The following is an 11,891-nucleotide window of genomic DNA, read 5'->3' on the forward strand; positions in this document are numbered from 1 at the left end:
CTGTATCCTACCTTTGCAACATATTCAAGAAACAAAGATTTGATAGGGTTCGGATAAAAACAGTTACAAATAGAAGAATATGGGGTCTTAAACCTACTTATTCCTATTTAAACCCTCTTATTCCCTGCTAAACCTATCTATTCCGATTCTGCAGGTTTTACCCGCTGTACCTTTGTTTCATAATCATTTAAAACAAAATCAGTATGGCACTCAAGTATGTAGTAAAGAAAACAGTTTTCGGGTTTGATAAAACCAAAACGACAAAGTATGTAGCCCGTCCTCTACCGGCAGGCACAGTGAATTATTCCGCTCTTTGTGATCAAGTAACCAAACTTGGTATAGTAGTCCCTCGTAGTGTGGTAAGGATGGTTATCGACAGTTTGGTCGAAGTGTTGGAGTATAATCTGGCCAATCATATGTCGGTGAAGCTAGGTGATTTTGGTACGTTACGTCTGAGGTTCAGTTGTAAGAGCCAGGATAGCGAAGAAGCTGTGAATGCGGAGACATTGCGCCACCGCAAGATAATCTTTACCCCGGGTGCTTCTTTCAAGAATATGTTTCGTGATGTAAGTATCCGGAAATTTGAAATCTCTAAAAACAACGAAACCGGTTTGGGGAGTGGTAGCTCAGGAAGCCATCCGGGAAACGAAGGGATTTCATTAGAGTAGACGATTTGTTAAAGTATCTGAAATATTGCCGTTTTTGAAAAGCAGTGAGACGTAGGAAAAAAGCTCCTTTTATGAGTTGTTTTGAGATTAACAAGCTGTTTATTAGGTTTTTATCATATTTAGATATCTTACTCTCACTGCTTTTTACTCCTTTGAGCATAGTATACCTTTGCAGTGTAATCGATTACTCATTGAAAAATAAAGAATTCATTATATCCTTTTTTTATAATCATTTAATAATTACAAGTATGGCATTAAAGTATGTAGTAAAGAAAACAGTCTTCGGGTTTGATAAAACCAAGACAGTGAAGTATGTAGCCCGTCCATTGTTGGCTGGAACAGTTGGTTATTCTGCTCTTTGCGATCAGGTAACTAAAGTAGGAATGGCGCCGCGTGGCGTAGTGAAAATGGTGACCGATGGCCTGATTGATGCGATCATGTGGAATCTGGAAAATCATTTGTCGGTGAAGCTGGGTGATTTCGGGACATTCCGTCCTGCTTTCGGTAGCAAGAGCCAGGATAGTGAGGAAGCCGTGAATGCGGAAGCTTTGCGCCACCGCAAGATCATCTTTACCCCGGGGGCTTATTTCAAGGATATGCTCAGCGAAGTAAGTATTCAGAAGTTCGAAATTCCCAAAACTGATGAAACCGGCAGCGGTTCAGAAGGTGGTGGCGGTTCCGATCGCCCGGAAATCGAATAGGTTCCGTTGGAGTAAGTAACAAGAATGTGTCAAAACCTGAGAATGGGTTTTTGACACATTCTTTTTTATGTGAAGTATTTACAATGCTTGTATCTCGGCTTCGGTCAGACCTGTTGCGTGGGTGATGGATGGTAGGTCCATTCCCAGGTGTTTGAGACGGGCGGCTACGCTTTTGATGCCTTCGGCAAGTCCTTCGGCTTTCCCTTTCTCAATTCCTTTTTCCAATCCTTCTTCATATTTGGTCTCCATGCAGGCATATAAATCCCTTTCAGTTGATAAGCTGAGTTCGTAAGCCAGTCGTTCGTCGGGGGTCATGCGTTCGATTTCCACAATGCTTTTCAGCTTCTGGAAAATCTGCTCGTTCAGTTCCTTGGGTAATCGTTCCATGATCTCAATGTTATTTAGTGCAAATAAAAACTTCTTATATAATGTATCACATTCGGAGAGTCTCAGGTTAAACTTAGGCATCTCCAGATAAATTTCCATCAGTGTATCGCTGAAAGGCTCTTTCAGTTCCCGGTCCATCCGAATGATGTCCCATCGGTATTTCGCCGGATGTTTACGGTCCATGATGTAGTTTAAAAAACAAACGACATATACACGGTTCACCGCATAGTTCCAGCGAAGTCGCTTCGGCTTACTGCTGTTTCCTTCCTGCTCTTCTTTCAACAACTTCAATTCCTGTTCCAACTGCTCTTTGGCGTACGTCGCCTGTTGCTGGATGGCAAAAGAAGCATAATACAAAACTCTGTCGGAGAAGTATTTCTGGGAACTTTTCTGCATTTCCACGATGATCAGTTCATGTTTGTCTGTTTCGCAGAAAATGTCGAAAACGGCTTTACGATCGTTCCGGCATATTCCCAGGGCTTCTACATTTCGGAAAGTGATGTCGGTAATTGTTTCGTTCAGCAAACTGTTCAGGAACCTGATGATCATGTCTTTGTTGATTTCATTCCCGAAAATTCTTTTAAAGCCCTCATCGGTAAAGGGATTGATAAACTTCTCCTTCGGAGGGAAAAACTCTTCATTCATAGCTAAGAAATTTAAATTGGTTTTTGCCAGCTATCGCCTTGATAGCATGGCGATGCAACAAATGTATGAATTATTCGTGAAACGGATGCTATACCATGTGTGATTTATATTTATAACAGTACGACATTCTTAGAGTGTGATCTGTAAAAGCATATCTTTTATCAGATTTGTGACGAATGGAAGTCGGTATTTCTATCCGCAGGCGGTATTTCTATCAAAAACGGTAAATATGGTAGATTTACCCTATTAACTTGAAAGACTTGCCTATTATTAAAGATAATCGGAATAACTACTTTTGTAAACGTTGAAAATCTTTCTTTTTATGTAGATTTGCAGGGTAGAAAAAATAATAATAATAATGTATATGAAAAAAGTACTTTTCCTCTTTTTGCTTTTGGCAGGTATGACGAATGTCTATGGACAGAAGTTTGCGGTGAAGTCAAATTTACTTTATGATGCGACTGCTACCATAAACCTGGGAGTGGAAGTAGGGTTGGCTCAGAAATGGTCGTTAGACCTGTCGGGTAATTATAACGGTTGGATGCTCGGTGACGAAGCCCGTTTTAAACATTGGTTGGTTCAGCCGGAAGTGCGCTACTGGCTATGCGAAAAGTTTAACGGACATTTCTTCGGACTGCACGCACATTATGCTGATTATAATGTAGGCGGTATGAAAATTCTGGGTAGTAATATGGAGAATCATCGTTATCAGGGAAATCTCTACGGGGCCGGTTTATCTTATGGTTACCAGTGGCTGTTGAGTAGCCGGTGGAGTATGGAAGCTGTGATCGGTGTGGGTTGGGCTCATCTGGATAATGATAAATATCCATGTGCAGTATGTGGTACGATCGAAAAAAGTGGAACCAGAGACTACTTCGGTGTGACGAAAGCTGCTCTTTCTTTTATCTATTTCTTTAAATAAGCAGGACGATGAATAAGAAAATGAAAAATATATATATACTGGCAGCAGCACTGGTAGTGCTTTCTCCGGCTGCAATGGCACAGAACGGTGTACTATCGAATGCGGTGAAAGTAGTTTGTAATGATGCGGTGCAACGGGGAGATTCGCTTTACCTGGATGCGGTCATCACTTTGAATAACAGTTCCGTTAAAACATGTAAGTCGCTCGAATTGACGCCGGTGGTGGAAGTCGGTGACAAGAAAGAAGGTTTTCTCTCCGTATTGCGTAACGGCCGTATCCGTCATAAAGTATATTCCCGCGAGATCAAATTGAATAACCTGGTGGAAATACCGCATTATAGTGTGGCAAAGGTGAACAAAGACCAAACGGAAGAGGTGATTCGTTACCAGGCCGCTATCGGTTGGGAAGACTGGATGAAGGATGCGAAGATTTCGCTGGCAGCCGATCTTTGCGGTTGCGGACAGGAAGATGCTAATAAATTGTTGGTAACGGATCATATCCGCCGCCGTCCGGATGCACGCTATGAGGTACAACCTACGCTGGCGTATATAACACCGGTAGCAGAAACGGAAAAACACCGCGCAGAAGTGGGTACGGCTTATCTGGACTTCCAGGTGGGCAAGTCACAGATTCTTCCCGATTTCCGGAATAATGCTGCAGAATTGGATAAGATCAATAGTACGATCCGTTCGGTGACGTCGGACAAAAATATTACTCCGAAAGGTATTATGCTGAAAGGATATGCTTCTCCGGAAGGCTCCTATGCTTCGAACGACCGCTTGTCTGATAACCGTGTGAAAGCGTTGCGGGATTATATTCGTTCAAAGAATGATTTCCCTCAGAGTTTCTTTACATTAGAAAATGAGCCGGAAGACTGGGCTGGTTTCAAGGCACAGGTTGTAGCTGATTCGGAGGTACCTGCACGTGATGAGGTACTCGGCATTATAGATAGTGATTTGCAGCCTGACCAGAAAGAGGCCAAATTACGTGCATTGAAAGGTGGATCGGCTTTCAGTTATGTATTGAAAAATATTTTCCCGTCATTGCGCCGTTCGGAATACCGTATCGACTATACGGTCCGTGAGTTCACAGTGGAAGAAGGCCGTGAGATTATCAAGACACGTCCGCAGCAGTTGAGCCTGAGCGAAATGTTTGCCGTAGCCAATAGCTATGAAACAGGAAGCAAAGAGTATAATAATGTATTTGAAATAGCTGTACGTATGTATAGCTCTGATCCGGTGGCGAATCTGAATGCTGCTAATATCTCTATAGGAAAAGGCGATTATGCCGCTGCAAAAAATTATCTGTCGAAAGCCGGTGATTCAGCGGAAGCGATCCATGCCCGTGGTGTTTTGAAATTAATTGAAGGTGATCTCGATGGAGCTGAAGTGTTGTTGAAAAAGGCAAATGATGCCGGTGTGATAGGAGCAGCTAATAATTTGAGAGAATTGCAGAAGAAAAGAGATGACAATGCTCTGTTTGATAGTTTCAACGCACATAATTGATACATACACCGTGTGAGATTGTTATAAATAGAGTCTATTTTTGCATTGGAATGATTTATGAAAAAGCATAAAAGTAATAATATGGAACATGCTGCACAAGTCGAGAACGTTTTAGTGAACGAGATCAACAACCGGAACGGAGTACATCTCTATCTGGAAGGAAACAAATGGTGCGCCTATGAACGTTCCGCTTATTATCTGGCTCAGCTGAAAGTGCCGGTTGTAATAAAGAAGGAAGTAGTTCGTGACGGATATGACGTGATTTTGTTGAAAGCTTTTTTTGAAGTGGACGACATGCGTTTGCCTCTTGCTCCGAAAACTATTTTGAAACAAGTGGCTGATGATAAACTATTATTTCAGCTGAACGATCAGATAGACGGTTTCCCGGAATGGAAAGCTTGTCAACTGAATAAATTACCAGCATAAAAGGTGAAGCCGTGAGGCTTTGGTTAAGTATACTAAGTTGTAAAATTGAGGGTGTATTAAGTCCCCGGAAGTGAGTGGTTATCCTTCCGGGGCATTTTTTTTAATTGAAAGTTATAGAGGGGTTTGGAAATAAACGATCAGCCGGGCATCCGGAGAAAGGGTGAGGGTAAATTCCGTTCCGGTCGCTTCGTTGAGGCTGCCTTGCCACCAGGATGTCAAACGACGGCGGGTGATGGGCCAGCGGAGACCTTCGGTTGTTATTTCTCCGCAGGGATACATGGAAAAGATAGAGATTTGTTGGCCGGGTGTGCATGGCAGTGTTGCTGTTTGTAGCACGGGAACAAAACGGCCGTAATCCGAAATCATTTCTACCTGATCGAATAAAGGTTTGTAATCAGTCAGAAGGGATATATTTCCCAGTGTATGGTCTTCGCGCAGTCCGGTAGCTCCCAGGATCAGTAGGTTCCGGAAGCCTGAAGAGTGGGCGAAACGTACGGCTTTAGTGAGGTCGTTTATTTCCTGGTCTTCCACCGTATGGATGCGGTCGTCATATAGTTGCAACATTGCGGGGGGGATGCTGTCGAGGTCGCCGACGATAGCTGTAGGGATCAGTCCCCGTTCATGCAGGTTCTGCACTGCCCCGTCGCATGCAATGATGGCCGGTGCGGATTTTAAAAGTTCCAACGGCCCGGCTGTTTGCGGAAAACTACCGTTAGCAACCACTATACAATCATAAGATGTTGTCATTTGTATTTATTCCTTTCTTTAAACTTTATTCTTTTAACTCGGCTTCAATTTCTTCAATGGAAGGTAGGCTTCCCTTAAAATCTTCCGGACATAAGCGTGTTAGCTCATATTCTGAAACTCCGATAGGTTGGCTGATGCCTTTTAATGAATATTCGGCAATAAAACTATCTTTGTTTTTACATATTAATAACCCGATTGTTGGATTATCGGTTTGGTGTTTTAATAAATCATTTACGGCAGTTAGATAGAAACTTAATTTGCCTGTATATTCTGGTATAAAATCAGTTGCTTTCAATTCTATAACAATATAACATCGTAATTTCAGATGATAAAATAGCAAATCCAGATAAAACTCTTTATCTCCCACCTTTAAAGGAACTTGGCGGCCAACATAAGCAAAACCTGCCCCTAATTCAATCAGAAATTTTGTAATATTATCTGTTAAAGCATTTTCAAGCTCACGTTCTTTATAATTGTCCGTGAGTGTGAGGAAATCGAAATTGTAGGGATCTTTTAGTAATTGTTGAGCCAGGTCACTTTGGATCATTGGCAATAAACGGGAAAAATTAGAAATGGAATGTCTTGTTCGCTGAAATTCTTGTTGCTTGATATGTAGATCCAGAATGCTACGGCTCCAGCCATTTTCAATTGTTTTATGGATATAGAATATGGCTTCTTCTAGGAATTTGCATTGAGCAATAATACGAAGATTATGGCCCCAGGGAATTTGGCATACTAATTCTTGAATATTAAATGTATTTTCTAATTGGCCAACAAGTTGTTGGCCAATTGTAATGCCGTTATAATAAAACAGATACCACTGTTTTATGTATTTGATATTACTGATAGAGAAACCTTTCATATCAGGAAATTCCTGTTGCAGATCATTGCTTAATTGTTTTATTAAGCCATCCCCCCACTGTGATTGTTCTTGTTTGGAAACAATTTCCTTTCCTAAATCCCAATATAAATTGATTAATTCGGAATTAACTTTCAATGCAGCTTTTATTTGGCTGTTTCGAATACGGGATTTGAGGTCAGTAAGCCATTGCTTGTATTGGACATCAGATTTAGGAATTGTATTCATAAGGTTTTGTTTTTTATGAGTTTATAATACTTTACAAAAGTAGAGTTTATTTTTTAGTATTTCATATTTGTTTCGTATTTATTCCTTTCTTTTTCCACGTATAATATCCGACAATAGCTAAAATGCCGTAGCAAATGTACAAAAACATAGTAGGATATAAGCCACGCAGATAATAAAGATAGACGGATACGAAATTGACGATAACCCAGAATATCCAGTGTTCGATAATACGGCGCGCCAACATCCAGGTGGCAACGATTCCGACGGAGGTGGTGAATGCATCGCCCATAGGGATCGGAGAGTCTGTGAAATTGTGGAGTATGTAATAAAGCAGAGCGTATATGGCGAGGATAGCTGATGCTATCCCCGCGAATAATGACCAGGTGATATGACGGTAGAAAATTGTGTCATCCGGGACTTTTTCTTCGGAAATATTTTTTCCTGCGCAGGTCCATTTTCTGAAACCGTAAATGCTGATGGCAACATAGTAGATATTCAGTCCCATATCGGCATATATTTTTGAGAAGAAGAAAACAAAAACGTAGACCAGTGAGGTCATAAAACCGACAATCCACATTGCTTTATGCTGTCTGATCTCCAGTAACAGGTAAAGAAAACCTGTTATGACACCGAAATATTCCAGTAGTTGCTCCATTTTTTCAGAATTTGAATGTTACTCTTGCCATGACATTTGTACCTGCCTGGGTGAAATAGCCGTCATATTTGTGGACTTTACCTCCGCTGATGTAGGTGGAAACCCAGGCATTTGTTTCATATTGTTCGTTAAAGAGGTTGTTGATCGTAACATCTACTCCAAGCTCTTTGATGAATTTCGGTTTGAAGACATATCCAACACGCAGGCTGTTCACAAAGTAAGGATCGATCGAACGGTCTTTGGTGGAAGTGTTGTCGATGTACTGACGGCCTACGAACTGTGAGTTGAAACTCGCGGAGAATCCTTTCAGATTGAAGTCGAACATACTGTTGGCAATGATACCGGGGGAGAAGGCTATATCTGTTGTTCCCAGGTATTCGCTAGCCTGGCCGCCGTTATCATAATCGTCCATAAAATGAGTATAGTCTTTTATTTTGTTACGGCTCAGGGTAACGTTTCCATTCCATTCCAGCCAGTGGGTGATACTTACACCTCCGGTCAGTTCGATACCCATACGGTAGCTGTCTTTGATATTGCTGGTCAGATCCTCACCGATTTCGCTGATTTTGCCACTAAGGATCAACTGATTGTTATAATCCATAAAATAGAGGTTGGCACCGACCCGGAAACGCTCGTTACCGAAGCTATAACCGGCTTCATAATCGTACAGGGTTTCGTGTGCGGGACGTTCATGGGGTTTGGCTTCCGTGAAATTGTCGCGGTTGGGTTCCCGGTTGGCAACGGAGAAGGAGATGAAAGCATTATGACCGTCTTTCTGGAAATTGATGCCCGCTTTCGGGTTGAAAAAATTCCAGTGCTTGTCTACATCGACGTCACCGCGGGCTTTGTCGTCACTTCCTTTAATGGTATAATGAATACCGCGGTATTGCAGGTCGAGATATCCGTTCAGATACGGGTGAAACCGGTAGTTGCCTTTTACATAAAAGTTATAGTCCAATTTGTTTCCTCTGTTACGGTAATATTCGTAGTCTGGCTGTGGAAGTGCTTCTCCGCTCTTTACCCACATGACACGACCGAAATGGTCGCCTACATATTTGTTTACAGCCGAACCGATACTCATCTGAAGACGTTCGGAACGGTAGTTTGCACTATAGACAACGCCGTAGAAATCATTATCCAGCCATTTACGGCGGACGAGGTCTGATTTGCGGATGGTATCGCCTTTTCCGTTTATGTATTCGGGTAATTGGTATTTTTCGAAATCTGAATCTGCTTTATAATCTTCGTAATATCCTTCCCCATGTGTATAATGGAGAGTCAGGTTCATGTTCCATAGGTCACCCAGGCGTTGGCTGGCCATCAGATGATAGTTCTGTTGCCAGTAATTGTCAGTCTGGTTGTTGTAAAACTTTTTGACTCCGTTTTCTTCGTATTCTCCGCATGGATTGTAAGTTCGGTCGCTGTCCAGAAGAGAGGAGGGAACGCCGTTCCATGCCTGATACGTCTTCTCTATATTTCCGAAAGTCTGGAAACGGACCAGTGTGTTATCTCCGTAATAAGTACCGGAACCGAAGTAAGAATGCATATTGGCTTTTGCCCGGTCGATATATCCGTCACTTTGTACATTGGAATAACGGGCATCGAACACGAAATGGTCATGAAGTAATCCGGTTCCCAGCTTCACTGAGTTTTTAACGGTTCCGAACGAACCTGCCGAAAGGGAATATTCGGCATAAGGTTTCAGGTCCGGCTTCTGTGTCTGCATGGCAACGGTAGCCCCGAAGGCTGCGGCTCCGTTAGTGGATGTTCCGGCTCCGCGTTGTATCTGTATGTTGTCGACAGATGAGGCAAAGTCGGACATGTTCGCCCAAAAGACCGTATGTGATTCGGAGTCGTTGACCGGCACGCCATTTACTGTGATGTTGATACGGTTGGCGTCTGTTCCGCGGATACGGAAACCGGAATAACCGATCCCTGTCCCTGCATCTGAAGTCATGATGACAGACGGAGATTGAGAGATCAGATAGGGAATACCCTGGCCGTCGTTTTTGCGGGTGAGTTCGTTTCTGGATACTTCGCTGTAGGCTACCGGAGTCCCTTTGGCTACCCGGGTGGCTGTGACGACTACTTCGTCCAGCGACAGATCGCGTGAAATTTTTAAAGAATCGACAGGGTCCGGTTGATTTTCCGCTGTGGCCCATGTGACCAGCGAACCGGCAATAAATAATAATACACTTTTCATCCTTTTTACCTTATTGTTTAAAAACTGATAAATGAATAGGAGAGGAGTGTTGTGTGAAGAAGTATACCATGTTTTACAATTCCCTTCGGCGGCATTATCCGTATCAGGTAATATGGGTATAATCTCAGCCTGCGGTACGTACGATATTCGGTACGCTGCAAGCACCCCTTTGTATTCGGATGGCAAAGGTAAGGAAAGTTAGGGGATTGTACAAATGGTAAAACCGCCGCGAATCACTTCGGGGCGGTTTCTGTTCCACAATCTACCATCAATTATGTTGTAATTATTTACTGTGGATATTTTCTGTATGCTATTCAATCGTTGTATACCATGTACTCTTCATCCAGTTCAGCGGAGTGTACCAGGAATCTTCCTTACCTCCCAGGTGGGCATTCAGATTATCCGAGTTATAGTCTTTTTCGTCAGACGGATACTGGATGCGGTCGAGAGGCAGGGGAGTGGCTACGGACTGGTTATCACGTTTGAAATAAATTTCCGGATAACCGGTACGGCGAACGACGTTCCAGGCTTCATATTCCTGGATTGCGCCATGATGTATCCAGCGTTGTGTCAGAATACTCTTCTGAGGATTGCTGGCATCCCACTGTGTTTCGGCATACGCTTCTACGACAGAAGCGGACGGAGCTGTCAGTGCATCGCGGAAAGTTCCTGTAGAATTCAGGTCGAAATAAAACTCGGTAGAGAGTTTCATTGCATTTATGAATTCACTTTTGGCATTGCCGCTGGCCCAGTTGTTGGCATAAGCTTCCGCCTTCATAAAAGAAACTTCGGCAGCTGTCATCCAGAGACCAGGGAATCCCGGGTTACGGGTGAAGGTCGATGTATCCAGTGCGGCGTAATATTTAGCAGTACCGTGTGTCGAGATACTCAGGTTCGTTTCCTGGTCCGTAATGGTTTCTTTCGGGTCGAGGCCGATATACTCGTTGTTCCAGTTACTGTCGTATAACACTTCCAGACGAGGGTCTTCATTGTTTGTGTTTGCATTTAAGGCACGTTGCATAGCACCTGACATGCGGTTGTAGCGGGTGTTTTCGATTGCGTTCTGCAGGTCACGGTCGAAGTCGAACTGATCGTCGTCGGTCTGTGGTACAGTGATATTATCTGAATTGACATCTACCATAGGATAAGTTCCCGGGTTTTCCAACATCGTCTTGATCGCTGTACGGGCTTCGTTGACCAGATCGCCGTTGGAGGCAAGATGGGTAGCAACACGTAAACGCAGTGAGTTTACATATTTCCGCCATAAGGAAACATCTCCGTTGTTTACGTAATCTTCTGCGCTCAGGAAAGTACTGGCATTAGATGGAAGCGAACGGCCGTTAAGATATGTATTGACTTCGTCCAGGTCGGTCAGGATCATCCGGTACAAATCGATGTCCGAATTGTATTTGGGTTTGGAGGTCGCAACATTCCCGGTTGCCCATAATGTACCGGCTTCTGAGAATGGAACTCCTCCCCAGGCAGAACACACTTCATACAATTGTTCTTCCATCACAGTACGTCCCAGCAGGAAGAAGATACGGTAATCTTCTTTTTCTTCTTCCGGGAGATTATTGAATTCGCTTTCCAATACTCTGAACTGAGTCAGTGTATTGTAGAAGTTTCTCCAACGTTCGTTGAAATAACCCTGTCCGGCACCGGCAAAGCGGTCCTTGCTGTTTGTATGGCCGATAACACCGGAGAACAGGCCGGAAGTGGTGGAAGATACATAGTATCTGTAATAAACCGGATTCATCCATGTATTGGAGGCTTGCCAGACACCGACCATTAAAGCCGGACATGTCACCTTTTGCGTTTTCGACGGATCCTGGTATTGGTCCGTAAATTTGTCGTCACTGCAGGAAAACGTTGCCAGTAAGGCTGCGCATCCGAGTGCGAGTGCATATATTTTTTTCATAAATCTTTCAATTTTATTATTCTATAT

General features: G+C 43.1%; 11 protein-coding genes and 1 riboswitch. Of the genes, 5 read left to right on the top strand and 6 right to left on the bottom strand.

Annotated elements, in window-relative coordinates; all coding sequences use genetic code 11:
* Positions 1-203: 203 nt before the first annotated feature.
* Together IEY67_RS15330 and IEY67_RS15335 are read left to right on the top strand one after the other, a co-directional pair.
* Positions 204-668, top strand: a complete 465-nt coding sequence (locus tag IEY67_RS15330; RefSeq protein WP_183668528.1) for an HU family DNA-binding protein — start codon at positions 204-206, stop codon at positions 666-668.
* Positions 669-916: 248 nt separating this feature from the next.
* Entirely contained in the window at positions 917-1,369 is a 453-nt protein-coding gene (locus IEY67_RS15335) for an HU family DNA-binding protein (protein WP_122373696.1), read from the top strand.
* Between the two features lie 78 nt (positions 1,370-1,447).
* Here the strand turns inward: IEY67_RS15335 and IEY67_RS15340 are convergent, their stop codons facing one another.
* Positions 1,448-2,401, bottom strand: a complete 954-nt coding sequence (locus IEY67_RS15340) for an Rpn family recombination-promoting nuclease/putative transposase (RefSeq protein WP_183668530.1) — start codon at positions 2,399-2,401, stop codon at positions 1,448-1,450.
* 364 nt (positions 2,402-2,765) lie between these two features.
* Here IEY67_RS15340 and IEY67_RS15345 point away from each other — a divergent pair, with 364 nt between their 5' ends.
* The 3 genes from IEY67_RS15345 to IEY67_RS15355 are packed head-to-tail and all read left to right on the top strand — an operon-like array spanning position 2,766 to position 5,254.
* Positions 2,766-3,323 (top strand): DUF3575 domain-containing protein, encoded by a 558-nt coding sequence (locus IEY67_RS15345; RefSeq protein ID WP_122356914.1) that lies wholly within the window; start codon positions 2,766-2,768, stop codon positions 3,321-3,323.
* 8 nt (positions 3,324-3,331) lie between these two features.
* Complete coding sequence (locus tag IEY67_RS15350) at positions 3,332-4,828, top strand: DUF3868 domain-containing protein (RefSeq protein WP_183668532.1); 1,497 nt, start codon at positions 3,332-3,334, stop codon at positions 4,826-4,828.
* 57 nt (positions 4,829-4,885) lie between these two features.
* Positions 4,886-5,254 carry a hypothetical protein gene (locus tag IEY67_RS15355; RefSeq protein WP_229801087.1) on the top strand — a complete coding sequence of 123 codons (369 nt, stop codon included), beginning with the start codon at positions 4,886-4,888 and terminating at the stop codon, positions 5,252-5,254.
* 111 nt (positions 5,255-5,365) lie between these two features.
* Here the strand turns inward: IEY67_RS15355 and IEY67_RS15360 are convergent, their stop codons facing one another.
* The 5 genes from IEY67_RS15360 to IEY67_RS15380 all read right to left on the bottom strand — a co-directional run bounded on the left by IEY67_RS15360 (position 5,366) and on the right by IEY67_RS15380 (position 11,864).
* Positions 5,366-6,001, bottom strand: a complete 636-nt coding sequence (locus tag IEY67_RS15360) for a thiamine diphosphokinase (protein WP_183668534.1) — start codon at positions 5,999-6,001, stop codon at positions 5,366-5,368.
* A 25-nt stretch (positions 6,002-6,026) separates the two neighbouring features.
* On the bottom strand, positions 6,027-7,088 hold the full coding sequence (locus IEY67_RS15365; RefSeq protein WP_183668539.1) for a PDDEXK nuclease domain-containing protein: 1,062 nt from the start codon (positions 7,086-7,088) through the stop codon (positions 6,027-6,029).
* A gap of 61 nt (positions 7,089-7,149) precedes the next feature.
* On the bottom strand, positions 7,150-7,743 hold the full coding sequence (gene pnuC / locus IEY67_RS15370) for a nicotinamide riboside transporter PnuC (RefSeq protein WP_183668541.1): 594 nt from the start codon (positions 7,741-7,743) through the stop codon (positions 7,150-7,152).
* A gap of 4 nt (positions 7,744-7,747) precedes the next feature.
* A complete protein-coding gene (locus tag IEY67_RS15375; protein WP_183668543.1) occupies positions 7,748-9,946 on the bottom strand; it encodes a TonB-dependent receptor in 2,199 nt (732 codons plus the stop codon).
* A gap of 62 nt (positions 9,947-10,008) precedes the next feature.
* A riboswitch (TPP riboswitch) is annotated at positions 10,009-10,125 on the bottom strand.
* Between the two features lie 131 nt (positions 10,126-10,256).
* Positions 10,257-11,864, bottom strand: coding sequence for a SusD/RagB family nutrient-binding outer membrane lipoprotein (locus IEY67_RS15380; protein ID WP_183668544.1), 1,608 nt, complete (start codon positions 11,862-11,864; stop codon positions 10,257-10,259).
* Positions 11,865-11,891 lie beyond the last annotated feature (27 nt).

This window comes from Parabacteroides faecis (genome assembly GCF_014647375.1).
Lineage (GTDB): Bacteria > Bacteroidota > Bacteroidia > Bacteroidales > Tannerellaceae > Parabacteroides > Parabacteroides faecis.

Excerpts from the sequence above, each read along its gene's own strand:
- pnuC (WP_183668541.1), bottom strand. The coding sequence starts at position 7,743 with ATGGAGCAACTACTGGAATATTTCGGTGTCATAACAGGTTTTCTTTAC.
- IEY67_RS15335 (WP_122373696.1), top strand. The coding sequence starts at position 917 with ATGGCATTAAAGTATGTAGTAAAGAAAACAGTCTTCGGGTTTGATAAA.
- IEY67_RS15380 (WP_183668544.1), bottom strand. The coding sequence starts at position 11,864 with ATGAAAAAAATATATGCACTCGCACTCGGATGCGCAGCCTTACTGGCA.
- IEY67_RS15355 (WP_229801087.1), top strand. The coding sequence starts at position 4,886 with ATGAAAAAGCATAAAAGTAATAATATGGAACATGCTGCACAAGTCGAG.
- IEY67_RS15340 (WP_183668530.1), bottom strand. The coding sequence starts at position 2,401 with ATGAATGAAGAGTTTTTCCCTCCGAAGGAGAAGTTTATCAATCCCTTT.
- IEY67_RS15365 (WP_183668539.1), bottom strand. The coding sequence starts at position 7,088 with ATGAATACAATTCCTAAATCTGATGTCCAATACAAGCAATGGCTTACT.
- IEY67_RS15360 (WP_183668534.1), bottom strand. The coding sequence starts at position 6,001 with ATGACAACATCTTATGATTGTATAGTGGTTGCTAACGGTAGTTTTCCG.
- IEY67_RS15375 (WP_183668543.1), bottom strand. The coding sequence starts at position 9,946 with ATGAAAAGTGTATTATTATTTATTGCCGGTTCGCTGGTCACATGGGCC.
- IEY67_RS15350 (WP_183668532.1), top strand. The coding sequence starts at position 3,332 with ATGAATAAGAAAATGAAAAATATATATATACTGGCAGCAGCACTGGTA.
- IEY67_RS15345 (WP_122356914.1), top strand. The coding sequence starts at position 2,766 with ATGAAAAAAGTACTTTTCCTCTTTTTGCTTTTGGCAGGTATGACGAAT.
- IEY67_RS15330 (WP_183668528.1), top strand. The coding sequence starts at position 204 with ATGGCACTCAAGTATGTAGTAAAGAAAACAGTTTTCGGGTTTGATAAA.